General features: G+C 72.4%; 25 protein-coding genes and 1 pseudogene. 14 read left to right on the plus strand and 12 right to left on the minus strand.

Annotated features, from left to right (window positions below; translation table 11 throughout):
* Positions 1 to 316: pseudogene (locus AB0H81_RS25430) on the plus strand (monooxygenase); the annotation flags it as partial.
* An 83-nt stretch (positions 317 to 399) separates the two neighbouring features.
* Complete coding sequence (locus AB0H81_RS25435; protein ID WP_358379270.1) at positions 400 to 894, plus strand: hypothetical protein; 495 nt, start codon at positions 400 to 402, stop codon at positions 892 to 894.
* An 8-nt stretch (positions 895 to 902) separates the two neighbouring features.
* On the opposite strand, the gene AB0H81_RS25440 is transcribed toward AB0H81_RS25435, so the two are convergent.
* The gene (locus AB0H81_RS25440; protein WP_358379272.1) at positions 903 to 1856 is read right to left on the minus strand and encodes an NAD(P)-dependent oxidoreductase; all 954 of its coding nucleotides are present in this window, start codon (positions 1854 to 1856) and stop codon (positions 903 to 905) included.
* Between the two features lie 62 nt (positions 1857 to 1918).
* Positions 1919 to 2773 (minus strand): SDR family oxidoreductase, encoded by an 855-nt coding sequence (locus AB0H81_RS25445; RefSeq protein ID WP_358379275.1) that lies wholly within the window; start codon positions 2771 to 2773, stop codon positions 1919 to 1921.
* Positions 2774 to 2907: 134 nt separating this feature from the next.
* Between AB0H81_RS25445 and AB0H81_RS25450 the strand changes: the two genes are divergently transcribed.
* On the plus strand, positions 2908 to 3321 hold the full coding sequence (locus AB0H81_RS25450; RefSeq protein WP_358379278.1) for a helix-turn-helix domain-containing protein: 414 nt from the start codon (positions 2908 to 2910) through the stop codon (positions 3319 to 3321).
* Positions 3322 to 3430: 109 nt separating this feature from the next.
* Positions 3431 to 3865, plus strand: coding sequence for a pyridoxamine 5'-phosphate oxidase family protein (locus AB0H81_RS25455; RefSeq protein WP_358379281.1), 435 nt, complete (start codon positions 3431 to 3433; stop codon positions 3863 to 3865).
* A gap of 259 nt (positions 3866 to 4124) precedes the next feature.
* On the opposite strand, the gene AB0H81_RS25460 is transcribed toward AB0H81_RS25455, so the two are convergent.
* The 3 genes from AB0H81_RS25460 to AB0H81_RS25470 all read right to left on the minus strand — a co-directional run bounded on the left by AB0H81_RS25460 (position 4125) and on the right by AB0H81_RS25470 (position 6294).
* Positions 4125 to 4280, minus strand: a complete 156-nt coding sequence (locus AB0H81_RS25460) for a hypothetical protein (RefSeq protein WP_358379284.1) — start codon at positions 4278 to 4280, stop codon at positions 4125 to 4127.
* A gap of 200 nt (positions 4281 to 4480) precedes the next feature.
* Positions 4481 to 5653 carry a glucokinase gene (locus AB0H81_RS25465; protein WP_358379287.1) on the minus strand — a complete coding sequence of 391 codons (1173 nt, stop codon included), beginning with the start codon at positions 5651 to 5653 and terminating at the stop codon, positions 4481 to 4483.
* Positions 5654 to 5862: 209 nt separating this feature from the next.
* Positions 5863 to 6294: a nuclear transport factor 2 family protein gene (locus tag AB0H81_RS25470; protein ID WP_358379290.1), complete on the minus strand. Its 432-nt coding sequence runs from the start codon at positions 6292 to 6294 to the stop codon at positions 5863 to 5865.
* A 193-nt stretch (positions 6295 to 6487) separates the two neighbouring features.
* On the opposite strand from AB0H81_RS25470, the gene AB0H81_RS25475 reads away from it, so the two are divergent.
* Positions 6488 to 6889: a hypothetical protein gene (locus AB0H81_RS25475; RefSeq protein ID WP_358379293.1), complete on the plus strand. Its 402-nt coding sequence runs from the start codon at positions 6488 to 6490 to the stop codon at positions 6887 to 6889.
* A 4-nt stretch (positions 6890 to 6893) separates the two neighbouring features.
* Here the strand turns inward: AB0H81_RS25475 and AB0H81_RS25480 are convergent, their stop codons facing one another.
* The 4 genes from AB0H81_RS25480 to AB0H81_RS25495 all read right to left on the minus strand — a co-directional run bounded on the left by AB0H81_RS25480 (position 6894) and on the right by AB0H81_RS25495 (position 16464).
* A complete protein-coding gene (locus tag AB0H81_RS25480; RefSeq protein ID WP_358379296.1) occupies positions 6894 to 7658 on the minus strand; it encodes a hypothetical protein in 765 nt (254 codons plus the stop codon).
* Between the two features lie 62 nt (positions 7659 to 7720).
* Positions 7721 to 10090 (minus strand): SpoIIE family protein phosphatase, encoded by a 2370-nt coding sequence (locus AB0H81_RS25485; RefSeq protein ID WP_358379299.1) that lies wholly within the window; start codon positions 10088 to 10090, stop codon positions 7721 to 7723.
* 66 nt (positions 10091 to 10156) lie between these two features.
* Positions 10157 to 14455 carry a HAMP domain-containing protein gene (locus AB0H81_RS25490; RefSeq protein WP_358379302.1) on the minus strand — a complete coding sequence of 1433 codons (4299 nt, stop codon included), beginning with the start codon at positions 14453 to 14455 and terminating at the stop codon, positions 10157 to 10159.
* Positions 14398 to 16464: a TIR domain-containing protein gene (locus AB0H81_RS25495; RefSeq protein ID WP_358379305.1), complete on the minus strand. Its 2067-nt coding sequence runs from the start codon at positions 16462 to 16464 to the stop codon at positions 14398 to 14400. The genes AB0H81_RS25490 and AB0H81_RS25495 overlap by 58 nt, the downstream gene beginning before the upstream one ends.
* Before the next feature lie 164 nt (positions 16465 to 16628).
* On the opposite strand from AB0H81_RS25495, the gene AB0H81_RS25500 reads away from it, so the two are divergent.
* From AB0H81_RS25500 to AB0H81_RS25510, 3 genes are read left to right on the plus strand one after another with little or no spacing between them, the layout of a single operon-like run.
* A complete protein-coding gene (locus AB0H81_RS25500) occupies positions 16629 to 17159 on the plus strand; it encodes a DUF4231 domain-containing protein (RefSeq protein ID WP_358379308.1) in 531 nt (176 codons plus the stop codon).
* The gene (locus AB0H81_RS25505; RefSeq protein ID WP_358379311.1) at positions 17156 to 17707 is read left to right on the plus strand and encodes an SLATT domain-containing protein; all 552 of its coding nucleotides are present in this window, start codon (positions 17156 to 17158) and stop codon (positions 17705 to 17707) included. Before AB0H81_RS25500 ends, AB0H81_RS25505 begins: the two co-directional genes overlap by 4 nt.
* 34 nt (positions 17708 to 17741) lie before the next feature.
* The gene (locus tag AB0H81_RS25510; protein ID WP_358379313.1) at positions 17742 to 18419 is read left to right on the plus strand and encodes a hypothetical protein; all 678 of its coding nucleotides are present in this window, start codon (positions 17742 to 17744) and stop codon (positions 18417 to 18419) included.
* 40 nt (positions 18420 to 18459) lie between these two features.
* Here AB0H81_RS25510 and AB0H81_RS25515 read toward each other — a convergent pair whose 3' ends face one another.
* A complete protein-coding gene (locus tag AB0H81_RS25515; protein ID WP_358379315.1) occupies positions 18460 to 19719 on the minus strand; it encodes a C39 family peptidase in 1260 nt (419 codons plus the stop codon).
* Between the two features lie 420 nt (positions 19720 to 20139).
* Here AB0H81_RS25515 and AB0H81_RS25520 point away from each other — a divergent pair, with 420 nt between their 5' ends.
* Positions 20140 to 20511, plus strand: a complete 372-nt coding sequence (locus tag AB0H81_RS25520; protein WP_358379318.1) for a hypothetical protein — start codon at positions 20140 to 20142, stop codon at positions 20509 to 20511.
* Positions 20512 to 20704: 193 nt separating this feature from the next.
* On the opposite strand, the gene AB0H81_RS25525 is transcribed toward AB0H81_RS25520, so the two are convergent.
* On the minus strand, positions 20705 to 22213 hold the full coding sequence (locus AB0H81_RS25525) for a hypothetical protein (protein WP_358379321.1): 1509 nt from the start codon (positions 22211 to 22213) through the stop codon (positions 20705 to 20707).
* 415 nt (positions 22214 to 22628) lie between these two features.
* On the opposite strand from AB0H81_RS25525, the gene AB0H81_RS25530 reads away from it, so the two are divergent.
* From AB0H81_RS25530 to AB0H81_RS25550, 5 genes are all read left to right on the plus strand, one after another.
* Positions 22629 to 22883: a hypothetical protein gene (locus AB0H81_RS25530; RefSeq protein WP_358379323.1), complete on the plus strand. Its 255-nt coding sequence runs from the start codon at positions 22629 to 22631 to the stop codon at positions 22881 to 22883.
* Between the two features lie 193 nt (positions 22884 to 23076).
* Positions 23077 to 23304 carry a hypothetical protein gene (locus AB0H81_RS25535; RefSeq protein WP_358379326.1) on the plus strand — a complete coding sequence of 76 codons (228 nt, stop codon included), beginning with the start codon at positions 23077 to 23079 and terminating at the stop codon, positions 23302 to 23304.
* Positions 23305 to 23454: 150 nt separating this feature from the next.
* Positions 23455 to 23613 (plus strand): hypothetical protein, encoded by a 159-nt coding sequence (locus AB0H81_RS25540; RefSeq protein ID WP_358379328.1) that lies wholly within the window; start codon positions 23455 to 23457, stop codon positions 23611 to 23613.
* Positions 23614 to 23671: 58 nt separating this feature from the next.
* Positions 23672 to 24115, plus strand: coding sequence for a GNAT family N-acetyltransferase (locus AB0H81_RS25545; RefSeq protein WP_358379331.1), 444 nt, complete (start codon positions 23672 to 23674; stop codon positions 24113 to 24115).
* Positions 24116 to 24460: 345 nt separating this feature from the next.
* The gene (locus tag AB0H81_RS25550; protein WP_358379334.1) at positions 24461 to 24766 is read left to right on the plus strand and encodes a hypothetical protein; all 306 of its coding nucleotides are present in this window, start codon (positions 24461 to 24463) and stop codon (positions 24764 to 24766) included.
* 97 nt (positions 24767 to 24863) lie between these two features.
* Here the strand turns inward: AB0H81_RS25550 and AB0H81_RS25555 are convergent, their stop codons facing one another.
* Positions 24864 to 25715 carry a hypothetical protein gene (locus tag AB0H81_RS25555; protein WP_358379337.1) on the minus strand — a complete coding sequence of 284 codons (852 nt, stop codon included), beginning with the start codon at positions 25713 to 25715 and terminating at the stop codon, positions 24864 to 24866.
* Positions 25716 to 25751: the final 36 nt, after the last annotated feature.

Raw genomic sequence — 25751 nt, forward strand, 5'->3', positions numbered from 1 at the left:
GCCGCTGCGCCAGCGCGTGCGCTCGCGCGTCGCCGGGCGGGTGCTGCTGGTGGGCGACGCCGCCGGTTACACCGACGCGCTCACCGGCGAGGGGGTCTCGCTGGCGGCGCGGTGCGCGGGGGCGCTGGTCGACTGCCTGCGGCGCGGCCGGCCGCAGGACTACGAGCGGGCGTGGGTGCGGATCTCGCGGGCGCACCGGCTGCTCACGGGCGCGCTGGTGTACGTGGCCGGCCGCCCGGGCACGGCCCGCCTCGTCGTCCCGGCCGCCCAGCGGCTCCCGGCCGTCTTCACCGCCACGGTCCGCGCCCTGTCCTGAGGCGCCCGGCGGCAGTCCCAAATCTGGGCATAGTTCCGCCCGCCTCCCCACCGGATGGCGAGAGCCGCCATGAGACTGGTGCCATGAACGCGCGCGAGAGCGAGGCCGTCCCGCAGCCGGTCGAGTACGGGGGCGCCGTGTACGGCTCGCTGCTGGCCGCGTCCGTGGTCGCCGGCAGCGCGGCCGGCACGCCCACCACGGCCGCCGACCTCGTGGCCCTGCTGATCAGCACGGGCGTGGTGTTCTGGATCGCGCACGTGTACGTCCGGCTGGTCTCGCACGGCCTGCAACCGCTGACGTGGCGCCGGATCCGCACGGCGGGACGCGTCGACTGGCCGGTCGCCCAGGCCGCCTTCCCGCCGGCCGCGGCGGCCGCGTTCGCCTGGGCGCTGGGGCTGTCGGACAGCGTGGCCACGTGGGTGGCGCTGGGGGTGGCGGTGGCGAGCCAGGTGGCCTGGGCGGTCGCGGCGGCGGTCACGGCGGGGTCGGGCAGGAGCGGGATCATGGTGTCGGCAATGATCAATCTGGTGCTCGGGCTGGTCGTCATCCTGCTGAAGACGTTCGTGGCCGGCCACTGATCACCTGGTCAGCGCGTGATGCGGCCCGCCCGTACCAGCCAGTCGACGGCCTCCGCGACGGCCTCCAGCGAGGTGTAGCGGGGGCGGTGGCCGAGCAGGCGCGCGGCCTTCTCCATCGAGCAGTGGGGGCTGTGCGCGATGTGGTCGTAGGTGACGCGGGCGTGCTCCTCCGGCACCGTCTCGCGCCAGCGCTCCCACGGCAGGTACGCCAGCCGCGCCTCGCGGCCGAACCAGCCCGCCACCGCCTCCGCGTAGCCGCGCAGCGTGAGCGCGGTGGTGGAGACGGAGTGGAAGCTCTCGCCGACGGAGGCCGACGGGTTGGCCAGCGCGTCCATGAACAGCCGCGCCACGTCGTCGGCGTGGACGTGGTGGACGGTCTCCATGCCGAGGTTGGGCAGGGTGACCTCGTCGCCGTCGGCCAGCGCCTGGAACACGCCCGTGTCGAGGTTGCCCGCGGGGTTGACCGGCACCCAGCCCGGTCCCACGATGTGGCCCGGGTGGATCAGTGTGGCGGGGAACCCGTCGCGGTGCGCCCGGTCGAGCAGGTACGCCTCGATGGCGACCTTCTGGCGGCCGTACTCGCCGATGGGGCGGCGCGGACGGTCCTCGGTGGTGGGCACCCGCGTGCTCGGCCCGTGGATCCAGATCGTGCCGCAGTGCAGGAAGTGGCGGACGCGCCCGGTCAGGGCCTCCGCGAGCTGCCGGGCGCCGGCCTCCGTGAAGCAGATGAGGTCGATGACCACGTCGGCGTCGAGCTCGGCGACCCGCCGCCCGAACTCGCCGCGCGCCTCCTCGGCCTCGCGGTCGGCGGTCACGGTGGTGACCCGGTCCCAGGCGCCGTGGGGGGTGTACGGCTCCCGCTTGCCCCGGCTGACGGCCACCACCTCATGGCCGGCGTCGACCAGCCTGGGGACCAGGTAGGTGCCGATGTGGCCACTGGCTCCGATCACCACTACGCGCATGCGCCACAGCCTAGACCGGCGACCCGCCCCCGTACGAGGGGCCGTCGGCCCGACGGGTGAGGTCAGGAACGCAGGGCGGCGGCGATGCTGTCGGCCAGCGGGGTGGTCGGGCGGCCGATGAGCCGCGACAGCTCGCCGGTCCTGACGGCGAGCAGTCCGCGCGCGATGGCGCCGTCGATGTCCTGGAGGAAGGCGATCATGGGGTCGGGCACTCCGGCGCCGGCGAGGATCTGCCGCTGCTCCTCGGGGGAGACGGCCCGGTACGTGATCTCCTTGCCGGCCTGCCGGGACAGCTCGGCCGCGAACTCGTGGAAGTCCCAGGCGACGTCGCCGCTCAGCTCGTACGCCTTGTTCTCGTGGCCCTCGCCGGTGAGCACGGCGACGGCGGCGGCGGCGTAGTCGGCGCGGGCGGCGGAGGCGACCCGGCCCGGGCCGGCGCTGCCCACGATGGCGCCCTGCTCCAGGAACTGGCCGAGGTTCGCCGTGTAGACCTCGGAGTACCAGCCGTTGCGCAGGAAGGCGTAGGGCACGCCGGAGTCGAGGATCGCCTGCTCGGTGTACTGGTGGTCGCGGGCCAGCTCGAAGTCGGCCTTGGGGCCGCCGAGGACGCCGGTGTACGCGAGAAGGCCGACGCCGGCCGCCTTGGCCGCGTCGACGACCGCCTGGTGCTGCGGGGCGCGGCGCCCGACCTCGTTGCCGGAGATGAACAGCACCCGGTCACCGGCCGCGAAGGCGCCGCGCATGCTCGCCGGGTCGTCGTAGTCGGCGAGGCGGATCTCGACACCGCGGGCGGCCAGGTCGGCGGCCTTGTCCTTGTCGCGGGCGACGACGGCGACCTGGTCGGCGGGGACCCGGTCGAGCAGTTCCTCGACGGCGAGGCGGCCGAGGGATCCGGTGGCTCCGGTGACGACGTACATGGCTGTCCCTTTCCTGGTGGTCTGCAGGACTGTGCACGGGGGCGGGCCCCGCCGTGCGGACACCACCACCCTGACACTTTCTCAGAGAAAGTGCAAACTAAAAGAAAGTGCTAACCAGGGGGTAGCATCAGGGCATGGACGCACTCGCACAGCCCGCCACGGAGGCGGAGCGGACCCTGCCGGCGCTGGAGTTCGACGTCTTCGCCCGCGCCTGCCCCTCGCGCGCGACCTTCGAGCACGTCACCGGCCGCTGGGGCCCGCTCGTCCTGCTCGGCCTGCACGAGCACCCCATGCGCTTCAACGAGCTGCGCCGCCGGGTCGACGGGGTGAGCGACAAGATGCTCACGCAGACACTGCAGGCGCTCGAACGCGACGGGTTCGTCCACCGCAGCGCCCGCGAGGGGTTCCCGTCGCGGGTGGACTACAGCCTCACGCCGCTCGGCGCGCGCGCGGCCGTGAAGCTCTTCGCGCTCATCGAGCAGTTGGAGGCGGACATGCCCGAGGTGCTGGAGGCGCAGGCCGCGTACGACGACCGGCGCTCCGGGTGACGGGCGTGCCCGAGTTCCCGGAATAAAGGGACTTTTGGCCCTTATCTCCGCAAGTCGCCAGCCAGCAGACTGTTCGGATGCTGCGCATGACGGCGGGCGGGCCGGCGGGATGACCGCCCGAGACCTCAAGGAGCTGTCGCGGGCCGACGCGCTGCGACTGCTGGCGAGCGCGCCCATCGGGCGGATCGTCTTCACCCGCCACGCCCTGCCGGCGGTGCGGCCGGTGAACCACATCGTGGTGGACGGGCACATCGTCATCCGCTCCGACCCGGGCACCGTCATCAGCGCCGAGGTCGCGCCCTCGGGCGCCGTCGTGGCCTTCGAGGCCGACGAGCTGGACGTGGAGGAACGGCTGGGCTGGAGCGTGATCGTCACCGGGGTCGCGCGGCTGGTGGAGGACCCGGAGGAGGCGGCCTCCTACCGGGCGCGGCTCATCCCCTGGCTCGCGGGGGACAGGGACCAGGTCATCCGCATCCGCGCGGAGATGGTCACCGGATTCGAGCTGGTACCGGCCGCGTCGCCGAACGGCTCGTCATCCGTGTAGTCGTACGGCCGGACGAAAACCCGGCGCACACGCCGTCGGTATGACCCGAGGCGGACAATGCCAAACCATGCGCACCGGAAATTCCTCGGAATATTCATGGCCTGAATCCGGCCGTTGTCAATGAGCGGCGCGGCCCTTTCGTTTTCCGAACTCCGGGGTATCATGAGCGCATCGGAGTCGCCTTGCGGGCCCGTCGTCGGCGTGCGCGCCGGCGCGTCAGGCCGCTCACCGCGAGGGCGGGCGGCCTTTGCGCCGCCGGTCACAGGAAGAGCTGGACCGTCGCGTTGTCGCCGGTTGTCAGGACGATGGCCACGACGACGGCGATCAGGCCGAGGACGAGAAAGGTGCGGCGTGGCGGTCGTACACGAAACTCTCCGTCGATCCTGATCCTCAGGTTGCGAGAGGACTTCGGCATGACGCCCTCCTTCGGGTGGGTAATGGTCCGGCGGGGTCCGCTGGTTGATGCCCTGATGGGCCTCGCCGGGCTGTTGATAATGAGCGTATCCCCACTAATGCACGTCGCCAATGATTTCCAGCTCCAACACGTCAATAAGGATTAGAGGCGGACCGTCACGTCGTCCTGGGTAAAGGCGGCGCGACGGAAAAATCATCAGGTTAATGCCGCCCGGTGGATTCGCATCGCGAACGGCCGAGCACGAGAGCGCCCCTGACCCCGATCTCGCGGTCATGGACGAGGTGAATCGGGATCTCGGCCAGGAAATCCGCGGGCTCGCCGCCCGCCGGACGGAAGGCGGCCATCAGGCAGCCGTCGGCCATGAGGAAGTCGGCCACCCCCGGAGACCGGAGCACGCTCCCGCACAGCCAGACCGAGCCGCCCCGGCCGAGCGTCACCAGCGCCATCGAGCGCAGGAACTGCCCGAGGATCCCGCCGAACAGCCGCATCACCTCGACGCAGAACTCGTCGCCGGCCAGCGCCCCGGCGATGACGAGCGGGGCGATGCCGAGCCGTTCGCTCCTCGCGCGCTCGACCCCCGCGGCGAGCAGCGGGGCGGGGTCGATGCTCAGGGCCATGAAGTCGTAGAGGTGCGCGAACCCGCGCTCCCCGGAGATCGACTCCTCCACGGAGACGCCCGCGGGGGTGTGGGCGGGGCCGGAGGCGGGCGTGGCCGCGGGAGCGGCGGCGTGCCGCGTGGGGACGGGCGCCGGGACGGGGACGCGGGCGCCGGTCCGGCGGTCGCGCAGCCAGGCGAGGTAGTCGCTCTCGCGGCGGGTGCGCGGCTGCCAGGGGATGTGGCCGCCCTCGGTGCCGTGCGGGCGCCCGTGGAGGTCGAGGTGGCCGACGCCGACCCCGGAGCCCACGGCGACGACCAGCCGCGCCCCTGGACCCGTGCCGCCCTCCGCCGCCGGGGTGAGGCGCTGGTAGCCGCTCTCGTCCAGTTCTCCGACGCCGGCGACCGTCGCCTCCATGTCGTTCACGGTCTCCACCTGGATCCCGTACGTCGCGGCGAAGCGGTCGCGCCGGAAGACCGGCCAGTCGGGCCGGTTGGTGACGCGGACGTCCCCGTTGGGGCGCGGCTGCCCGGCCACGCCCGCGACCAGGACCCGGGGCGTCCGCCCGATCATCGTCAGGCAGTGGTGGAGAAGGGCGTCGAGCGAGCCGAAGTCGGCCGCCCGGAACCCGATGGTCTCGCCCGCGCGCCCCCCGGAGGGCTCGTGCCGTACGTGGACCGTCAGGCCCCCGGCGTCGACCCCCGCCAGCCCCGAGCCGCCCGACTCGCCGGGCGGGAACCGATGCTCCGGCCGGCCCCCAGACCGATCCTCAGGCAAGATCCTGTCTCCGTCCGCGAAGGCGGCGAGCCGCGCCCTGTCGTGGGAGGTGGTGCGCGGAAGCCGGTAAGGACTCCGTCGAGCGGCGGTACGGATCACATCATCACATTTTCGCCCTGCGTCGGACGGCTCAATCCGGAAATATGTCCGGGGGTGCGGGGCGGCATTTCTCGCCGGGCTCAAGAAAGGCCGCTATGACAAAATGAGAATTATTCGGAAATATCAGCTTCGGTCGTGAGGGCGCGGGCCACTGTGAGGCTGTCCTCGTAGATGTGGTATCGGGTGATCAGCCCGTTCTCGACCGTGAGGTGCAGCGCGAAGGGCGAGGTGTACGCGCGCCCGTTGGCCCGCACGGTCTGCCTGATGTGCCCCAGCACGACCGCGTCGGCCCCGTCCACCAGGATCCGCGTCACCGACGTGCCGTTCAGCTCGGGCACGTGGTACGCCTCCAGCATGCGGAAATGCCCGGCCACGTCGCCCCGGCCGGTGCGCCGGCGGATCCACGGCACGGCCGGGTGTCCCTCCTCGGGCCAGTCGAGCTGCCAGTCGATCTCCTCGGCGAACAGCTCGGCGGCTCCGTCGTGGTCGCCCTTGGCCATGCGGCCGAGCAGTTCCTGGACGATGTCGCGGGTGGCGGTCATGAGGAGTCCCTTCCCTCTGGTGCGGTGGTGCGGCACCAGTCTGGCGAAGGGCTTGACCGGGGTCGATTACCCGCCGGGTAATGCGCCGCCCTACCTTGACCCGGTTTCGCAAAGGATCAGATAATCCCGGCTTGGGGGAAGGCGAGAAATCGCCGGGACATCGCAACGTCGGCACTGACCCAAGGAGACGGTGATGACCAACGACCCGGCACTGCAGGCCCTGGCCAGGCTCGTCGGCACCTGGAAGATCACCGGAGGACACGAGGGGACCGTCACGTACCGCTGGCTGAACGACTTCTTCCTCCAGCAGGACGTCCACCTGGGCGGCGCCCACGGCATCGAGATCATCGGCCGGGAGCGGAAGCTGATGGCCGAGCCCAGCGCCGACATCAGGTCCCGCTACTACGGCGACGACGGCAGCACCCTCGACTACACCTACGAACTCGAGGGCGACACCCTCACCATCTGGGCGGGAGAGCGTGACTCCCCCGCCTACTACCAGGGCGTCTTCAGCCCCGACGGCCGCAGCCTCACCGGAGCCTGGGTCTACCCGGGCGGGGGCGGCTACGACTCCAACGCCGAGCGCGTCGAATAGGCACTCACTCCGTGGCCGCGCCGCGGAAGAACACCTCGTCCAGGTCGCCGTGGAACTGGTCGGTCGACGGGTCCGCCTGGTCGGCGCGTACCCGCTTGCCGCCGATCGTCGCCCCGTCGCGCGGCAGGATCGGCCCCATCGGCGCGACCGCCCTGGCGGGCGGCGTCACCGGCTCGCGTGTCGCCGCGTCGAGGACCCGCACCTCGAACAGCGTCTCTCCCAGCCGCGCGCACCGCAGCCGGTACCACCGCCCGGGGGCCAGCCGGTAGGAGCCGGTCCCGAGCAGCACCACGCGGGTGCCGTCCGACCAGCGGCACGACGGCCGGCCGCCGTCCACCTGGAGCTTCCACTGGGCGTGCCCGGGACCGGCGAGACCGTGCTGCCAGACGTTCATGCCGGCGCGGTCCGGCGGCTCGGCCGTCAGCCGCACGTCCGCGCCGAAGCTGAACGGGCCGGTCCCGCCGTCCGGCACGAGCCCGCCGGACCGGAAGGGCCGCACGATCGCCTGGGGGCACGGGGCCGTCGCGCAGGTCCCGCCGGGGAAGCGGAGGAACCGGTCGCCCCCGCCGCGCGGCAGGGAGAGCACCCGTCCGCCGTGCGCGGTCACGACCGCGCCGTGCCGCGCGTGGAACGTGCGGTCGGCGACCAGCTCGGGCGACGCCATGGCGCCGTCGTAGCGCACCTCGAAGGGACGCCCGGACGCGGCCGAGGCCACGCCGCCGCACAGGGTCACGGCCAGTCCGGCCACCACGGACAGCACCCTCGCCATGACGCCCAGTGCAGCAGCGTCCCGGGCTCCGGTCAACGCCCGCCGGCCCGGGAGTGGCGCTCTCAGCGGAGCTGGATGCCGATCACGCAGGTGTCGTCGTCCGTGTCGGACTTGCTGTACGTGAGCAGGTGGTCGAGCCGCTGCTCCAGCGACGTCACCTCGGCCGTGGCGACCGTCAGGAGCTGGCGCTGCGAGTGCTCCAGGCTGCGGTCCTTGCGCTCGATGAGCCCGTCCGTGTACATGAGCAGCACATCCTCCTTGAGGAGCTGGACGCTGCCCTCCTCGAACCTGGCCTCCGACAGCGCCCCCAGCAGGACGCCCTCGATCAGCGGCAGCTCCGACGCCTCGCCCTCGCGCAGCATGATCGGCGGGAAGTGCCCGGCCCGCGCCCAGCGCAGGATCCGCGTCTCCGGGTCGAACAGCGCGCAGACGGCCGTCGCGGTCACCTGCTCGGTCAGGTGGTGGGCGACGAGGTTGAGCCAGGTGAGCAACTGCGCCGGCCCGGCGCCGGTGGTGGCGAGGCCGCGCAACGCGTTGCGCAGGACGACCATGCCGGTGGCCGCCTCGATACCGTGCCCGGCCACGTCGCCGAGCGACAGCAGCACCTGCTTGGACGGCAGCACCACGCAGTCGTACCAGTCGCCTCCGACCAGGTGCTCCTCCTCGGCGGGGCGGTAGCGGACCCCGATGCGCAGGTCGAACGCCTCGATCGGGCCGTGCGTGGGCGGCATGATCGCCTGCTGGAGCTGCAGGGCCAGCCGGTTGCGCTCGGCGGCCTGCTGCTCGGTGTGCGCGAGCTGGTCACGCGTGGCGGCGAGCGCCACCTCCGTCCAGTGCTGTGCGGAGATGTCCTGGAACGCGCCCCTCACACTGAGGAGCCGCCCGTCGGCGTCGAGGACCGGCTCGGCGACCACCCGGATGTGCCGCGACACGCCGTCGCTGCGCTGGAGCCGGAAGGCGGTGGAGGCGGGCATCCGGTGGTGCAGCAGGGTGCGCAGGAAACGGCCGAGGGCCACGGCGTCGTCCGGGTGCGCGTGCTGCGGGAGTTGCCGGAGCGGGATGGGCGGCGCGGTCGCCGGCAGGCCGAGCAGGGTGAAGAGCTGGCCGTTCCAGGTGATCTCGCCCGTCGTGACGTTCTCCTCGAAGCCGCCCATGCGGCCGAGCCGCTGCGCGTGCTGGAGCAGCCCGGCCACCCGCGCCGCCTCGTCGAGCACCCGCCACAGCAGCAGCACGCAGTCGCCGTGGCGGCTGATGCTGACGCTCGCGACCGCGGTCAGCGGCACCTGGTCGATGATGGCGGTCAGCGGCATCCGCTCGGCGCGGAACGGCTCGCCGGTGGCGTGGACGCGCTCGACCTTCTCGAACAGCCCGCCCTCGCCGGCCGCCATCGGGTACGCCTCCAGCAGCAGCGCCCCGTTGACCGCGCTGCGCGGGCGGCCGGCGAAGTCCACGAAGTTCGTGTTGACGTGCTGGATGCGGAAGTCGGCGAGGTGCCCGTCGGCGTCGAGGTGCGGACGCAGGATGAGCACGGGGTCGTGCAGGCCGTTGGCCAGGTCGAGCAGCTCGGAGTCGGGCCGGCGGGCGATGCCCTGCGCCGCCGGGTGACCCTCCAGGGTGTGGGCGATCAGCTCGGCCAGCGCCTCCACCTGCCGCTGCACCGCCTGCGGCTGCGGCGGCAGCGGGTGCGGCCAGGCGATCTCCAGCACGCCGAGGACGCGCCCGCCGGCGCCCGCGGGCACCGCGACCCGGCCGCCGCCCTCGGAGGGCAGGTGGCCGATCGACGGCAGCCCGACCTCCGACACGTCGCCGAACCACACGGTGCCCCGTTCGACCAGCGCCTGCCGGGCCGGCGTCGCGACGCCGGGCGGCACGTACCGCCACCGGCCCGCCTCTCCCGGCGCGAACCCGGCGGCGCCCGCCAGGGTGAGCGAGCCGTCGGTCCCGGCCGCCCACACGGCGACGGCGGTCGCGCCGAGAGGGGCCAGCGCGTGCTGGAGCAGCGACTCGCTGACCGCCTGGGTGTCGTCCGCGGCGAGGACGCCGCTCTCCGCCGTGCGCAGCCGCAGAGTGATCGACACCTGGTCGTCGCCGGACCCGTCCCCCTCGGCCGAGGAGCCCTCACGTCCGGTGGCCGCGCTGACGAACTGGCTGGCCGCCTCGGTCAGCCGGTCCTGCGCGGCCTGGTTGACGATGTCGGCGGCCAGTTCGAGCTGCGTGAGCCCGGCCTGCTCGGCGAGCGAGGAGAGCTGCCTCGCGGCCTCGGCCGGGTTGCAGCTCAGCCGCTCGACCAGGATGCCCTTGGCCAGCTCGATCAGGGCACGGCCGTCGGCCGCCGCGTGCGCCTCGCGCACCTCGCGGCGCAGCCGCTCGACGGTGGCGGCCAGCCGCCCGAGGCGGGTGCCTTCATCGGCGGGCTGCTGCGGGTCGTGCACGTGCTGCTCCTCGACGCTGGTGGTACCGGCAGGCGACCTGGACGGTCCGGACGGTGTCCCCAAGGGCTACCTGTTCAGCCAGCGCTGAATCCGGGTCAGCAGGTCGTCCGCGTCGACCGGCTTGGTCACGTAGTCGCTCGCCCCGGAGGCCAGGCTCTTCTCCTGGTCGCCCGGCATCGCCTTGGCCGTCACCGCGATGATGGGCAGGTCCGCGTACTGCGGCATCTTGCGGATGGCCGCCGTGGCCGCGTAGCCGTCCATCTCCGGCATCATCACGTCCATCAGGACGATGTCGATCTCGGGGTGGGCGGTCAGGGTCTCGATGCCCTTGCGGCCGTTCTCCGCGTGCAGCACCTGGAGGCCGTGGATCTCCAGAATGCCGGTCAGCGCGTACAGGTTGCGGGCGTCGTCGTCGACGACCAGCACCGTGCGGCCCGCGAGCGAGTTGTCGACCTCCTGCGTGACCGGCCGGTGCACCTCCTCGGGCCTGACCAGCGGCAGCACGTCGTGCGGCCCCTCGGCCGACAGGTGCAGCGCGATGCGCTCGCGCAGCTCGTCCAGGCTGGAGAGCAGTTCGAGCGGCTGGGTGCCGGTGCGGGCCTGCAGATTGGACTCCTGCCGGGGGTCGAGCCGCCAGTTGTTGTAGGCGAGGACGGGCACGCCCCGCAGCGCCGAGTCGCCGTCCATGTCCTCCAGGAAGCGCAGCGCCGCGCCGTCGGCCATGTCCAGCTCCAGCACGATGCAGTGGTACGCCTGGGCGGCGAGCGCTGTGGCCGCCTCCTGCACCCCGACGGCGGTGATGACCTCGACGGGGCCCCGCAGGTCGCCCCGGTCGCGGTTGTTGGCCAGGTCGGCCGCCGCGCTCTCGGCCACCAGCGACAGCAGCCCGCGGTCGCGCTCCTCGATCACCAGCAACCGCCGCTGCTGCTGTGGCTGGGGCGGCGAGGCGGACGGGCCGGCGGGCGCCGAGCCGAGCTCCAGCGCCTCCAGCGCGGGCCGCTCCTGCGGGGCCGAGCCCGCGGCCGGCTCGTCGAAGTCGGGGCGCGCCACCGGCAGGTAGAGGGTGAACACGCTGCCCTTGCCCGGAACGCTCTGCGCGGTGATCGCGCCGCCGAGCAGGTAGGCGATCTCGCGGCTGATCGACAGGCCGAGCCCGGTGCCGCCGTACTTGCGGCTGGTGGTGCCGTCGGCCTGCTGGAACGCCCCGAAGATGGCCTCCAGTTGCTGCTCGGCGATGCCGATGCCGGTGTCCTTGATGCGGAAGGCGATGGCCGAGCCGTGCATCCGCACCGAGGCGGGCACCTCGGCCGTCGAGGCCGGCTCGATGTGCAGCTCCACGCTGCCCGTCTCGGTGAACTTCACCGCGTTGGACAGCAGGTTGCGCAGGACCTGGCGGAGCCGGGAGTCGTCGGTCAGCACGTCCACCGGGACCCCCGCGGCCGTGGTGACGACGAAGTCGAGGCTCTTCTGCGTCGTCATCGGGCGGAAGGTGGCCTCGATGTCGTCGAGGAGCTGCCGCAGCGGCACCCGCTCGGGCGCGATGTCCATCTTGCCCGCCTCGACCTTGGACAGGTCGAGGATGTCGTTGATGAGCTGGAGCAGGTCGGAGCCGGCCGAGTGGATGATGCTCGCGTACTCGACCTGCTTCGGGGTGAGGTTGCGCGTGTGGTTCTGCGCGAGGAGCTGAGCCAGGATGAGCAGGCTGTTGAGCGGGGTGCGCAGCTCGTGGCTCATGTTGGCCAGGAACTCGCTCTTGTACTTCGAGGCCAGGGCGAGCTGCTGGGCGCGGGTCTCCAGCTCCTGCCGGGCCTGCTCGATCTCCAGGTTCTTGGTCTCGATGTCGCGGTTCTGGCTGGCCAGCAGCGCCGCCTTCTCCTCCAGCTCGGCGTTGGAGCGCTGGAGCTCCTCCTGCTGGTTCTGCAGCTCCTCCGAGCGGGCCTGGAGCTCGGCGGTGAGCCGCTGCGACTCGACCAGCAGCTCGTCGGTGCGGGCGTTGGCGATGATGGTGTTGACGTTGACGCCGATGGCCTCCATGAGCTGGTCCAGGAACGCCCGGTGGACCGCCGTGAACGCGTACACCGAGCCCAGCTCGATGACGCCGAGCACCTGCTCCTCGACCACGATCGGCAGCACGATGACCGAGGCGGGCGCGGTCTCGCCGAGCGCGGAGGACACCTTGACGTAGTCGGCGGGGACGCCGTCCATCGCGATCGTGCTGCGGGTGCGGGCGGCCTGGCCGATCAGCGACTCGCCCATCCTGAACCGCGTGGGCCGCTCGGGGTCGGCCGGGTAGCCGTAGGCGTTGATGAGCTTCAGGACCGCGCCGCCCGGCGCCTCCTCGGCGAGGAAGAACGCGCCGTACTGCGCGGACACGAGCGGGGCCAGCTCGTTCATGACCAGCTCGGCCACGGCGCTGAGGTCGCGGTGGCCCTGCATGAGGCTGGAGATGCGGGCCAGGTTGGACTTGAGCCAGTCCTGCTCCTGGTTGGCCCGCGTGGTCTCGCGCAGCGAGCCCACCATCGAGTTGATGTTGTCCTTCAGGTCGGCCAGCTCGCCCTCGGCGTCGACCGTGATGGAGCGGGTCAGGTCACCGGAGGTGACGGCGCTGGTGACCTCGGCGATGGCGCGCACCTGGCGGGTGAGGTTGCCGGCCAGCTCGTTGACGTTCTCGGTGAGCCGCTTCCAGGTGCCCGAGACGCCTTCGACCTCGGCCTGGCCGCCCAGCCGGCCCTCGCTGCCCACCTCGCGGGCGACGCGGGTGACCTCGGCGGCGAACGAGGAGAGCTGGTCGACCATGGTGTTGATCGTGGTCTTGAGCTCCAGGATCTCGCCGCGGGCGTCGACGTCGATCTTCCTGGTCAGGTCGCCCTTGGCGACGGCCGTGGTGACCTGGGCGATGGAGCGCACCTGATTGGTCAGGTTGTCGGCCATCGAGTTGACGTTGTCGGTCAGGTCCTTCCAGGTGCCGGCCACGTTCGGCACCCGGGCCTGGCCGCCGAGCTGGCCCTCGGTGCCGACCTCGCGGGCGACGCGGGTGACCTCGTCGGCGAACGCGGACAGCGTGTCGACCATCGTGTTGATCGTCTGGGCGAGCGCGGCGACCTCGCCCTTGGCCTCGACCATGATCTTCTGCGACAGGTCGCCCTTGGCGACCGCGGTGGCCACCTGCGCGATGGAGCGCACCTGGCCGGTCAGGTTGGAGGCCATGAAGTTGACGTTGTCGGTGAGGTCCTTCCACGTGCCCGACACGCCGCGCACGGTGGCCTGGCCGCCGAGCTGGCCCTCGGTGCCGACCTCGCGGGCGACGCGGGTGACCTCGTCGGCGAACGCCGAGAGCTGGTCCACCATCGTGTTGATGGTCTCCTTCAGCTCCAGGATCTCGCCCCGGGCGTCCACCCGGATCTTCTGCGACAGGTCGCCCTTGGCGACCGCGGTGGTGACCTCGGCGATGGAGCGCACCTGGGCGGTGAGGTTGTCGGCCATGACGTTGACCGACTCGGTCAGCGCCTTCCAGGTGCCCGACACGCCCTTCACGTCGGCCTGGCCGCCGAGCCGCCCGTCGGTGCCGACCTCGCGGGCGACGCGGGTGACCTCGTCGGCGAACGAGGAGAGCTGGTCGACCATGGTGTTCAGCGTGTTCTTCAGCTCGAGGATCTCGCCCCGGGCCGACACGGTGATCTTCTGGGACAGGTCGCCGCGGGCGACGGCGGTGGCGACCTGTGAGATGTTGCGGACCTGGGCGGTGAGGTTGCCGGCCATGTAGTTCACCGAGTCGGTGAGGTCGCGCCACGTGCCGGCCACGCCCTTGACGTCGGCCTGGCCGCCGAGCTGGCCCTCGGTGCCGACCTCGCGGGCGACGCGGGTGACCTCGTCGGCGAACGAGGAGAGCTGGTCGACCATGGTGTTGACCGTGTTCTTCAGCTCCAGGATCTCGCCCCGGGCGTCCACGGTGATCTTCTGCGACAGGTCGCCCTTGGCGACGGCCGTGGTGACCTCGGCGATGGAGCGCACCTGGCTGGTGAGGTTGCCGGCCATGGCGTTGACCGACTCCGTCAGGTCCTTCCACGTGCCCGACACCCCGGGCACCTCGGCCTGGCCGCCGAGCCGCCCGTCGGTGCCCACCTCGCGGGCCACCCTGGTCACCTCGGAGGTGAACAGGGAGAGCTGGTCGACCATGCCGTTGAAGACCAGGGCGATCTCGCCCAGCAGGCCCCCGGCGTCGTCGGGCAGCCTGGTGCCGAAGTCGCCGTCGCGTACGGCGGTCAGCCCGGCCAGCAACTGCCGGAGCTCCGGCTCCTGCGCCTTGCTCACGCCCCGGCCGGGACGTGCTTGCTGGCGGGAGCCGCCGGCCGTCGTCTCGCCCATCTCCACCCTCGTTCCGCTGTACCGCACGCGTGTGCCTGACCGAACATCATTATCGCCACATGGGGCATAACGGGCGGCCGGTCGTCGGGCCGCGCTGTGAATGTACCGGTGAGTAAACAGTTGTTCGTCACGCTGACAAGAACCGTACCGGTGGGGGCAAGCCGCATCATGAGGCGCACCGTCCCGTGTGGGCGCCCGGCGGCCGGTACCGTTCCCACTCCTCGCGGGTCAGGCCCCGGGCGGCGAGCACGCAAGCGCGCCGGGCCAGCGCCTCCGGGGCGAGCGGCCACTCCCGCAGCGTCCCCTGGGGATCGCCGGCCAGCAGCGAGCCGCGCGTCGTGAACTGGAGCCCGCCCTGGAGGGTGTCCATCAGGGGCTCGCCGAGCGGCTCCAGGGTCGCCGCGTCCCACAGCCGCAGCGGCTCGCCGCCCGCGAGCAGCGCGCCGTCGGGGCTGAACGCCAGGTCGCCCGACCCGGTCCTGGCCCGTGCGGGCGTCGAAGACGGACAGGCGGTCCGCGCCGCGCCCTGTGGCCAGCAGCATCAGCCGTCCGTCGGGGCTGAGCGCGGCGTTCTCGTACGGCCCGCGGTGCCTGAGCCGTACGGTGCGGCCGGAGGTCATGTCCCACAGGACCGGGTACTCCGCCCGGTCCTTGCCGAACGCGTGCCGCCCGTCAGGGCCGATCCCGAACAGGGTGCCGGCCCGCTGCCCGGCGGGCTCGCCGGTGAGCAGGTCGGTGAAGGCGACCCGCCCGGCTCCCGCCTGCACCGCGACGCGCCGATGGTCGGCCGACACCGCCATGGGCCTGGCCGTCTCGGAGCCGGACGTGGCGAGGGTCCGCGCGGTGCCGGTCGTCAGGTCCCACACCCGGACGTCGCCGTCCTGCCCCGCGGCGGCCAGGAACCGCCCGTCCGGGCCGAACGCGAGGCGCCGCACCTCGCTGATCTCCCCGGGGGGACCGCGCAGCACCCGCGCGAACGGCCGGCCCTCGGTCCACACGTAGATCCTCCCGTCCAGCGGGGCCCCGGCCGAGCCGGCCTCGGCGTGGTGGGAGGCCGCGACCACGCGTCCGCCGGGGGCGAGCGCGATCGTGCCCAGGGAGAAGGGCACCGGGTCGCCCGGCCGGATGCGCGGGAAGGCGACGATCCCGCGCATCGCCTCGTGCGTCACCGACAGGAGGCTTCCGCGCGCCTGCGCGGTGTGGGCGGTGCGCCACGCCTCGGCCGCGAGGACCAGGGCCGCGTCCATCCGGCCGGCCCGTTCGGCCGGCGTGAGCGCGGCCAGCCGCCCCGACTCGGCCGCCAGGAACCGGGTGTCCGCCTCGTCGGCGTTGCGCCTGGCCACCACGGCCGCGGCCGAGGCGGACGCCGCGAGCACGGCCAGCGCCACGGAGACCGCGACGATCAGCCGCCGGGTCAGGCGGTGCTGCCGGACGTCCTCGCCGGTCAGGTCCTCCTTGGGCCGCCCGTGCAGGGGCGCGGCCAGCTCCGCCACGGCGTCGCCGAAGCGGGGGTCGCGCATGTCCAGCCCGTCGCGCGAGCGCGCCCAGGTCAGGTCCACCCAGCGCGGCTCCTGGGGGTACACGTCGCGCAGCACGGCCGGTATCGCGTTGGACCGCGCCATGTCGAAGCCGTCGCCGGCCCACACCAGCCTGCCGTCGGTCAGCACCAGGAGGAGGTCGTCCACCGGATGGCCCGCCAGCCAGTGCTCGATCTCCCTCGACGGCCACGGCGAGACCGCCGCCTCCGGGGAGGCCAGCAGGATGAAGCACCGGGAGGAGTCGAGGGCCTCGCGGATCGACGGCCACAGCCCGGGATTCGCCGACAGGCTCGCCTGATCAAGGAAAACCCGTAAAGCGCGCATTTTGTACCAAGGGCGGATGAACCTATGCAGTTCATCTCGCAGCGCCTTGGCGACCGGGGCGTCCGTGGCTCTGCTGTACGAGATGAAGGCGTCGTAAACGATGGGGCCTTTTGCCGGGAATGGGGGGAATTCGCTCGCCGAAATCACCTCTCCGGTCGTGCCGCTGCCCGTCGGGACGCCGATGCTCCGTCGTCAAGCCTAACGACGGACGACGCGCGGAACACCGAAATCATGCCCTTCACCCGTGAGGAGGTCGGTGGCCCGGTGTGGACGACTCCGTTGAAGGCCCTTCTCCGTTCTCGTACATTCAGGTGAGCCTTTTCCGGGACCTGGAGGTGGCCGTGCGGCACGCATTGTTCGCGAGATTCCCCCGGCTGCGCTCCTCCCCCGCCTCGGCCCCCGTGATCCCGCCCGGACACCGTGCCGCGCATCCCGAGCTGGCCGCCGACTTCGAGGTCCTCGACCGGGAGCTCGCACCGGCCTTCGCCCGCTACGACGCGATCGCGCTGCGCGACCAGAACCGCTACCGCCGCCAGCAGGTGCTCGTGCTGCTCGGCTCCGCGCTCATCACCGGGCTGGGCGGGCTCCAGGCCGTCCTGTCGGGCGAGCGGTGGCCCGCGATCCTGCTCGCCGTCGTGGGCGTCGCGCTGGCCACCAGCGCACGGTACGCGGGGGAGAGCGAGACGCTGCGCAGCTACATGGAGGCGCGGACCAAGGCCGAGCGGCTGCGGGCGCTGCACTTCCGCTACCTGTCGATGACCGGGCCGTACGCCGGCCGCGACCGCGACATCGCGCTGCGCCGGGCCGTGCACGCGATCCACGCCGACAAGGAGCTCGAATGAGCGACCGCGACAGGCCCGTGGAGGCGAGCGGCCGGGAGGCGTCCTTCCGGGCGCTCTACCGGGAGCTGCGCATCGCCGACCAGCAGGCGTTCTACCACGCCCGCGCCGACGAGTACGCGGCCGCGCACCGGCAGGCGCTCATGGCGCGCAACCTGCTGCTGTTCCTGTCGGCGCTGGCCGGTGTCGCGGGGCAGTTCGCCGCCGGCACCGGGCGGGCCGCGTGCGGGGTGGCGGCGGCCGTGCTCGCGGCCCTGGCGGGCGCGATGACGGGGTTCGAGGCGCTCATCGGGTTCGCCCAGCTGGAGAAGCTGTACGGCGACGCCGCGCTCAACCTGGACGCGGCGGCCATCGACTGGGACGCGGCCGGGCCGGGCGCCGACGTGACGGCCGAGATGGACCGCATCGAGCAGATCTTCCGCACCGAGAACGGGCAGTGGGGGCAGCTCCTGGTGGAGAAGGAGGAGTCCGCGGCCTCGCCGGAGGAGCCGGCCCTGCCCGCCGATGCTGCCGAGAAATCGCCTGGTCTTTATACCGATAAGTCGTCATAGGGGGCTTGGAGGGTGGGTGCGCCATGATGGACCGGTGACACGCGCGCTCATCGTCAGCGGCCACCTCGTCGACATGCCCGGCCGGCGGCCACCGCGTTTCCCGCAGAGCCTGGCCGGCCGGGTCGCGGCCGAGATGGACGCGGTCTTCGGCGAGTGGGGGATCGGGCCGGGCACCACGGTCGTGTGCGGCGGGGCGCGCGGCGCCGACCTGATCGGCGCCGAGCTGGCGCTGCGGCGCGGTGCGCGGGTCGTGGTGTGTCTCGCCCTGCCAGTGGAGGACTTCGTCCGGGAGTCGGTGGACATGCCCGGTCCCGCCGGGGCCGAGTGGCGGGACCGGTTCGCGGCCGTGACCGCCCGGGCGGAGGTCCTGCCCCCACCGGCGACCCGCCCCGGAGAAGCCGAGGCGGACGTCGAGGTGAACACCGTGTCCGCCACGCAGGCGGGCACCGCGCCGGATGCCGCGGCGGGCACCGCAACGCCGGATGCCGCGGTGGGTGCCGCACCGGGCGCTGAAGTGGACGCGCGGGTCTTCGCGCGGGCCAACGCGCGGATGGTCGAGACGGCCCGGGCGCTCGATCCCGGTCTCCGGGCCGTCGTCGTCTGGGACGGGCGGGCGGGGGACGGCCCGGGAGGCACGGGCGACCTGGTGGCCCGCCTCGGCTACGCCCCGGCCGACCCCCGCCTCCGCGTCATCGACCCCACGGGCCTCTGACCCTCCGTGCCCGTGAGTCCAGGGGCGCCGAGTCTGTGACTCACCAGTTGGCGGGCACGTCAGGGACGTTCGCGGGCAGGGCGTGCCCCGGCGGGTGGATGACGTACACGACCCCGCCGCTGCTGGAGCTGCGCAGCCAGACGTTCTCGAAGTCGGCCCGCGGGTAGACCCGCCGCACGGCGTCGTTGCTGGACGAGGCCGGGTCGTTGGCGATCACGTCACCGGTGGCGGTGAAACCGACGACCACCATGATGTGCCCGTTGGTCCCGTACCCGGCGCCCGGCAGCTCGCCCTTCTTGAACGACTGCGACGTGATCACCGGGATGCCCGCGGAGATGAACCGTTCCAGCTCCGTGAGCGACCGCAGCCGCGTCACGAACCCGTCCATGCCGTAGCGCCCCGCGTAGGCGGTGTTGAACGGCCAGTTGCCCGCGCCCTGGTAGGCGTGGTCGTAGCTGTACCGGGCGGCGTAGTCGACCTCGGGATTCGGGTCGGACGGGTTCACCCAGGCGGTGTCCCCGGCGCTCGGCCACCTGCCCCAGTAGCCGAGGACCATCGTGGTCGAGGTGGGGCTGCACCAGGCCTGGCCGCCGCCGTCCCACTCGGGGTAGTGGCCCTCGTGGACGTTCTGCGAGCGGCGCGGCACGGGCAGTTCGACGCCCCACGCGCCGCCCGCCGGGCTGACCGGCACGGTCTTGCGTTCGGGCACGGACGAGGCCATCGCGCCGAGCGAGCGCACCCGGGGCGTGACGCCGGAGCCGGGCGCCCGGTAGAGGGTGAGGCGGAGCTGGTAGGCGTCGATCTGCCGGTCGGCCGCGGCGACCAGCGTGTCGACGGAGACGGTGGCGTCTGCGTCGCCCTGGCCGGGCACCGACGTGCGGCGGATGGCGTCCTCGCCGTAGGCCCAGCGGCCGAGCACGTACCACTTGGTCAGCCCGGCGGAGTTGCGGGCGCGCGCCTCGACCTGCATCCAGCTCCCGGCCGGGATGTCGGCGGTCCAGGAGGCGATGAGCTCGGTGGCGGGGAAGCCGACCTGCTCCTCGGGGCCGGTCCAGCGGGCGTACTCCCAGGTCCTGGTGCCGAGCGCGTCGGTGTAGGAGGTGGTGCCCACCGCGGAGGCGAAGGTCAGCCCGTAGCCGTCGCCCGCCGTCCCCTCGGGGACGCCGGTGGAGAAGTCGGAACGCCGGTAGACGACGTCCGAGGTGTCGGTCGCCGGTTTGGAACGGACCGCTCCAGCGGCTGGCGTGGTGAGAGTCGTAACCACTAGGACGGTGGAGACGAACATGGATAACGCGCGCATGAACCCACCTTGCTCGGACGCCGCTCGACGCTCCCGAGGGTAGACAGATCCGGCATGTCGCCACATCGGGAGATCTACGTATGGCCAGCCAGGGCGCCGGGTGCCGACCGCCGGGTGAACGGGACGTGAGCGACCCGTCACCCTCTTCCGAGGCGTGAAGGGGACAGCCCGTCGAGACGTCGGTCGACACCCTCCGCGACGGCAAGCCGTTCAAGGCCAAGACGTCCGTCACGACGTACGAGTCGGGCTGGACCGACACGCTGGGGCCGGCCGCCTCCTGATCCAGGTGCTGGCGGGCGCGGCCCCCTTTCCTGTGCCTGCCACGCCCCTCCCGGTATGGCGGATGCGGCCCTCTTCTCTGCGTCCGCCACGCCCCTCCCGGTATGACCGGGAATCTGATGGATTACTACGCTTCCGCCCGTGACTACTGACAGCCCGGCGGCCCCTCCTGGCGCCGCCGAATGGGCGCGCCGAGCCGCCTGGGGAGCGCTCGCGCTGTTCCTGGCCGCCTTCGCGATCTTCGAGAGCCAGAAGTACGGCCTGCCGACCACCCTGGCCATGCTGGTGTTCCTGGCGCTGCCGGACCTGGCCCGCCTTGCTGGGGTTCGTCCGCCCGGTCTGATGTACGGCGCCGTCCACAGGGTGTGGATACCGCTCGCCATCCTCGTCGGCTACACCGTTGGGCCGCTCGTCTGGCCGCCCCTGTTCACGGCGGGGCTCGGGTGGCTCACCCGCATCGCCGCCGAACGCGCCCTGGGCCACCGCCCCACCCCGCGCAACACCACTGCCTGAGCCCCACTGAACACCGCGGACCGACGCCCAAAGCCCTCACCTTCTCGCCTACGCCGGCGAGCCCACCGACATGGGCGTCCGGCTCTTGTGCGGGCCGGTGGGGGTGTTCGCTACGGGCATCGGGCTTTCACCCACGAGCATCCAGCTCTGGCCTACGCCTGCGGGGTCGCCGGGACGGGCATCCAGCTCTCGTCTACGCCTGCGGGGTCGCTGGCACGGGTATCCGGTCGAGCAGCTCCGCGAGCAAACCTGGGTCGATCCCGCCCGCGGCTGTCCGGGCGCCGTCCAGCACGGAGGCCGCGAGCGGATCCCCGCCCTCGGCGGCTCGCCGCAGCCACTTCTCGGCCGTCCGGTTCTCCCGGTTGGCGCGATGCGCCTTGGCCAGCCGGAACGCCGCCCCGGCGTGACCCCGCGCCGCCGCCAGCCGGAAGAAGAACATCGCATAGCTGAGCCGGGGCGGCTCGGCCTCCTGGTAGCCGATGCCGTGCAGGTAGGCGTGCCCGGCGGCGCGGTCCTCGGGGCGGGGATGGTTGAACAGCTCGGTGGCCTCGTGCCTGCCCGCGTCCCCGGCCCGGCGCAGCCAGTCGCGCGCCACGTCCGGGTGGTTCCTCAACAACGTGACCACGGCCAGCCGCATGCAGTCCCGCCCGTCGGCCGGGTCGCTCTCGCGCAGCAGGCGCAGCCCGGTTCTGCCGTAGATCCGCAGCAGCTCCCGCTCCTCCCCTGAGACGGGCTCCACGATCTCCGCCCCCTCGCCGGCCACGCGCTCCCGCCATTCCGGTGCGGGCTGTCCCGGTGCCGGTCGTCCCGGTGCAGGCCGTTCATGCTCGGGCCGTTCCGGTTCGGGCCGTTCCGGTCGTTCCGTCCGTTCCCCGCCTTCGGTCAGTTCGAGCCGTTCCGCCTGGTTCGCCTGTTCTGACGGTCTCGACCGTTCTTGCGCTTCCGGCCGTTCCCTCCCTTCCAGCCCTCCCGCGGGATCGCCGGGGACGGCCCTCCGAGGCCGCCACGGCAGCACACCGGAACCCGCAGCAGTGGGCGAGGGCGCACACTTGGCGACGACCGCGCATTCGGCGACGACCGCCGACGCGAGCTCGTCCACGGGCCGCGACACGAGCTCGGGGACTGTCCGCAGTGCGTACTCCTGGACCGGTCGGGACGCGAACTCGGGGCCCGCCTGCGGCATGTACTCCTGGGCCGGCCGGGACGCGTGCTCCTGGACCGTCTGCGGTGGGTACTCGGGGACCTGCTGGGGCGGCGAAGCCAGGTCGGTGGTCGGCGGCGACGTGAGCACGGTGGCGGGTGGCGACGCGAGGACGGTGGCGTGCGGCGACGCGAGGACAGTGGCGGGCGGCGAGAGGATGGCGGCGGGTGGCGGAACGGCCAGCGCCGTGGCTCCGCTCAGCGCGGCGGCGGGGGCGGGGGAGAGCGCGGCGGCGTCGTGCGCGGCCCGCCAGCACGCGTACCACGCCTGGATGTCGCCCATGCTCCGTACGTCCAGGCCGCCCTGCTCGGCCGCCATGGCGCAGGTCGTGACGAACGAGTGGACGAACGTCCACTTCGGCGCCCGCTTCCGTTTGCCGGTCAGGACGTCGGAGACGGTGCTCTTCCTCAGCTCCATGCATGCCTTGTTGGAGCGTGACAACCGACACAGCTCGGACAGCGACGGCGATCCGGCCAGCGCGTGCAGTTCCCTGAGCCGCATGACGAAGGGGTACGGAGCCCCGTCGCGAGATAGTTCAGCCATCGTCCCAGCCGGAAAATGAGTGATCTTTGATAAACGGCGAATAACAGAAGTCATCCTGGCACCAGTCGGCGCACAAGCACGGCGAGATCCGATATTTCCCATCGTCCGGGATCAACCGGTTGCCACGCCACATCGGGCTTCCCGTGCCACCGTTCCGATACGTACGTATTCGGACGCCTCCGTATATAGGCGAATCATTCCTGACGATTCCGGACGTCCTCGGATGATGCGCGTCGCCGCATCGGCGTGTTTATCCGGATATGGCGCTATCTGCTCCGGAGTTGTCCGGAGGTGTTTGCATCGGTGGCATCCGAGCGAGTCGCCTCGGCAGTGTTGGCCACATCCCGATCGCCGACGATGGAGACGAGAGCTCATGCCGTGCGCCGCCGCCGCTGCTCCGCACACCTTCCTGCGCGTCACCGGGGACCGGCGGCCGGGGCGCCCCCCGGAGCCGTGGGCCCACGACGACGACCAACTCCTCATCCTCCTGGTGACGACGTGGGCGCTGGCCACGGGCCGCACACCGCCCGGCCGCCCCGCCGACCGGCTGACCGCCGAGGAGCTGATCGAGTTCTGGGCCGACGAGCAGACCGCCTCCGGTCATCCCTCGCCTCCCGGACGACGCTGACCCACCTCCTCCCTCTACCCCTGCTGCCGAAGGCCCTGGTTTCCGAAGTTCCCTGGTGGCCAAGCTTCCTGTTCTCGAAGCTTCCTACCGCCAAAGCTTCCTGTTCCTGAAGCTCCCTGTTCCTCCAAGCCATCTCTTCCTGAAGTTTTCACTTCCACATCCTGAAGTGTCGAATTCCGAAAGGAGCCCTCTGATGGGCACTCTGTGGTGTCACCTTCCGGCGCTGCCCGCACCTGGATCGCGAGCCGCCGTGATCGTCGTCGTCATCATCGTCTCGGCGGCGGCGGTCGTGCTCCTGCGCGCCGGCATCGGCGTCGAGGGCGCGATGGCCCTCCTGGCGGCGATCACCGCGTGTGTCGCCGGTGTCGCCCGCCACCTGCACCCCCGTACGCCGGGAACGACTGTCCCACCCACCTCGTGAACAGTCCAAGGCATGCACGGCGCTGGGCAGCCTACGGCCGAGCGGCGCCAGGTGGGCAGCCCACGGCCGAGAGGTGGGCAGTCCGTCGGCTGGTGCGGCGCTCGGCGGGCATCTGGCGGCTGGTGCGGTGAAGAAGAGAGGGAGCTCGCGGTGAGGGCGTCACGTTCACCATCTGGGTCGCGCAGGCGGCGTGGCCGGCCGCTGGAGCGCCGGCAGCTCTTCGTCACCGCCCCGGTAGCCACGCGGATCCTGTACCGCCTGGCCTGGCGCCGCGCGTACGAGCGGGGGGCGTCCGAGATCTTCGGCTAGCCGCCCCTGCACGAAAACTGCTGGCCCGCGAGGCGGTGGCGTGGCCATCATGGCCCGCATGCCGATCCGTACCGCGCTCCCCGGCGATCTGCCCGTCCTGCTCGCCATGGCCGTCGACTTCTACGCCGAGGACGGCTTCACCACCTCGCGCGACGACCTGCGCGCCAACCTCGCCCACCTCATCGTCTCGCCCGCCGCCCGTGTCGCGGTGAGCGAGGCGGAGGGCCGCGCCGTCGCGTTCGCGATCACCACGACCTCCTTCGGGCTCGAATCGGGACCGCTCGCCGAGCTGGAGGACCTGTACGTCGTCCCGGACGCCCGCCGGCGGGGCGAGGCGGAGCGGCTCATCGAGGACAGCCTCCGCTGGGCCGCCGGAAGGGGATGCAGAGCGGTCGAGATCGTCGTCGCGCCCAACGGCCACGACGTGAGCCACCTGTTCGCCTACTACGGCAAGCGTGGCTTCCAGGACGAGGGCCGCCGGCTCCTCACGCATCCTCTGTAGGGGGCCAGAGGACCTTGCCGAGGAACGGCCGGGTGCGCGGGTAGCTCATGGTGCTTGGGTTGCTCGGGTTGCTCCGGGTTGTCCAGCGCCTCGGCGGGCGGCCGTGGCTCGCCCGCCGCCAAACGTCTCGCCTCGTTCCCGTCTCGCCTCGTTCCCGTCTCGCCTCGTTCCGGTCTCGCCTCGCTTCGGCCTCGCCTCGGCGTGCCTTGGCCCGGCCCGCCTCGGCTCGGCCTGCCCTGTCCCGCCTCATCCGGGTCTGGTACCAGCCCTGGTCCGGTGCCAGCCCTGGTCCGGTGCCAGCCTCGGGCTTGATCTTCGCGCCGCGTGTCCGGCAGGGTGTCCGGTGTGGACTTCTCGACGGTGGCGCTGGGGGTGATCGGTGTTCTCGCGGTCTACCACCTCGTGGGTGGCGTCTACGCGCTGGTCACCGGCCGGGTGCCGCGCCTGCTCAGCCGCCGGTCCACCGGCCGCCACCGCCTCCGGGGCTGGGGACACCTGCTGACGGGGGTGTTCGGTCTCCTCCTCGTGTCGGCCCTGCTGGTCATGAGCCGGGATCCGGGGTTGAGCATGGCGCTGTCCGGGCTGGCGTTCGTGTGCGCCCTGACCGCCTCGGGCATCCACCTCTACTCGCTGAGGCCGTCGGGGCGCTGAGGCCGCCGGGCCGGTGATCGGTCAGGCAGCGCGGCGACGACCCATCGGCCGTCCCCGCCCTGAGGCGTGCTCATCCGGGCCGTGAGACCCCGGCGGCCTAGTCCTGGTCCGCGGCTTCTCTCAAGGCGCCCAGGTTGAGCAGGCCGGCGTCGACGACGGCGCGGCCGAAGGGGCGGGCCAGCTCGGCCAGCCGCTCGCAGCCGTCCTCGCCCAGGGCGCCGTAGGCGGGCAGGGCGAGAGCGTCGGTGCGGTCCTCGATGTGCCGGCGCAGGGCCTGACCCTCGGCGCTGAGGGTGCCGTCCTCGCCGAGCAGGCCGCGCTCGCGCAGACGCCCCTCGGCGGCGGCCCACTCCTCCTCCGGCCAGGCGCGGCTGATCCGCAGGACGGCGGACGGCACCTCGCCGCCGGCCCCGTGCAGCACCAGGGCCTCCAGGCCGCCGATGCCCTCGGTGAGCAGCGCCGCGATGTGGCCGTCTCCGCGGAACTCGCGCAGCAGCGTCTGGGCGTGCCACAACTGCCGGATCGGCTCCTCCGGCCACGGCAGGGCGGCGTGGGCGGCGAACAGCGGACGACCTTCCAGGTGCTCGCACGCCGCGAGGGCCGCCCGCCGCGCGAGGCCGACGGTCTCGTCCAGATGGGGAAGCTCGTGGACGCCCGCCCGGCGAAGCGCCTCGGCGGCGGCGTCGGACCGGGCGGTCAGCATGTCCCCGGGGGTGACGACGTCCCAGGCGGCCGGGAGCGCCCGCCGTACGAGGGCGGGGCAGAAGTTGTAGAAGGTCGCGATGACCTGCTCGGCCGAGGCGCGTCCCAGGGCCGCGCCGCGGGAGGCGAAGTAGCCGGCCCGGCCCTTGAGCCCCAGTTCGGCGTACCGGCGCGTCGCCTCGGGGACGAAGTAGACCATGCCGTGGACCGGCTCCAGGCGCCGCCACGCCTGCCGTGCAGCCTTCATGCGTTCCGTCCTCATGTGCACCGACCAGTCAGTATC

This window comes from Nonomuraea sp. NPDC050691, assembly GCF_040654455.1.
Taxonomy (GTDB): domain Bacteria; phylum Actinomycetota; class Actinomycetes; order Streptosporangiales; family Streptosporangiaceae; genus Nonomuraea.

Excerpts from the sequence above, each read along its gene's own strand:
- AB0H81_RS25450 (WP_358379278.1), top strand. The coding sequence starts at position 2,908 with ATGGACGCACTCGCACAGCCCGCCACGGAGGCGGAGCGGACCCTGCCG.
- AB0H81_RS25515 (WP_358379315.1), bottom strand. The coding sequence starts at position 19,719 with ATGCGCGCGTTATCCATGTTCGTCTCCACCGTCCTAGTGGTTACGACT.
- AB0H81_RS25555 (WP_358379337.1), bottom strand. The coding sequence starts at position 25,715 with ATGAAGGCTGCACGGCAGGCGTGGCGGCGCCTGGAGCCGGTCCACGGC.
- AB0H81_RS25525 (WP_358379321.1), bottom strand. The coding sequence starts at position 22,213 with ATGCGGCTCAGGGAACTGCACGCGCTGGCCGGATCGCCGTCGCTGTCC.
- AB0H81_RS25445 (WP_358379275.1), bottom strand. The coding sequence starts at position 2,773 with ATGTACGTCGTCACCGGAGCCACCGGATCCCTCGGCCGCCTCGCCGTC.
- AB0H81_RS25440 (WP_358379272.1), bottom strand. The coding sequence starts at position 1,856 with ATGCGCGTAGTGGTGATCGGAGCCAGTGGCCACATCGGCACCTACCTG.
- AB0H81_RS25490 (WP_358379302.1), bottom strand. The coding sequence starts at position 14,455 with ATGGGCGAGACGACGGCCGGCGGCTCCCGCCAGCAAGCACGTCCCGGC.
- AB0H81_RS25475 (WP_358379293.1), top strand. The coding sequence starts at position 6,488 with ATGACCAACGACCCGGCACTGCAGGCCCTGGCCAGGCTCGTCGGCACC.
- AB0H81_RS25470 (WP_358379290.1), bottom strand. The coding sequence starts at position 6,294 with ATGACCGCCACCCGCGACATCGTCCAGGAACTGCTCGGCCGCATGGCC.
- AB0H81_RS25545 (WP_358379331.1), top strand. The coding sequence starts at position 23,672 with ATGCCGATCCGTACCGCGCTCCCCGGCGATCTGCCCGTCCTGCTCGCC.
- AB0H81_RS25530 (WP_358379323.1), top strand. The coding sequence starts at position 22,629 with ATGCCGTGCGCCGCCGCCGCTGCTCCGCACACCTTCCTGCGCGTCACC.
- AB0H81_RS25435 (WP_358379270.1), top strand. The coding sequence starts at position 400 with ATGAACGCGCGCGAGAGCGAGGCCGTCCCGCAGCCGGTCGAGTACGGG.
- AB0H81_RS25480 (WP_358379296.1), bottom strand. The coding sequence starts at position 7,658 with ATGGCGAGGGTGCTGTCCGTGGTGGCCGGACTGGCCGTGACCCTGTGC.
- AB0H81_RS25460 (WP_358379284.1), bottom strand. The coding sequence starts at position 4,280 with ATGCCGAAGTCCTCTCGCAACCTGAGGATCAGGATCGACGGAGAGTTT.
- AB0H81_RS25535 (WP_358379326.1), top strand. The coding sequence starts at position 23,077 with ATGGGCACTCTGTGGTGTCACCTTCCGGCGCTGCCCGCACCTGGATCG.
- AB0H81_RS25505 (WP_358379311.1), top strand. The coding sequence starts at position 17,156 with ATGAGCGACCGCGACAGGCCCGTGGAGGCGAGCGGCCGGGAGGCGTCC.
- AB0H81_RS25455 (WP_358379281.1), top strand. The coding sequence starts at position 3,431 with ATGACCGCCCGAGACCTCAAGGAGCTGTCGCGGGCCGACGCGCTGCGA.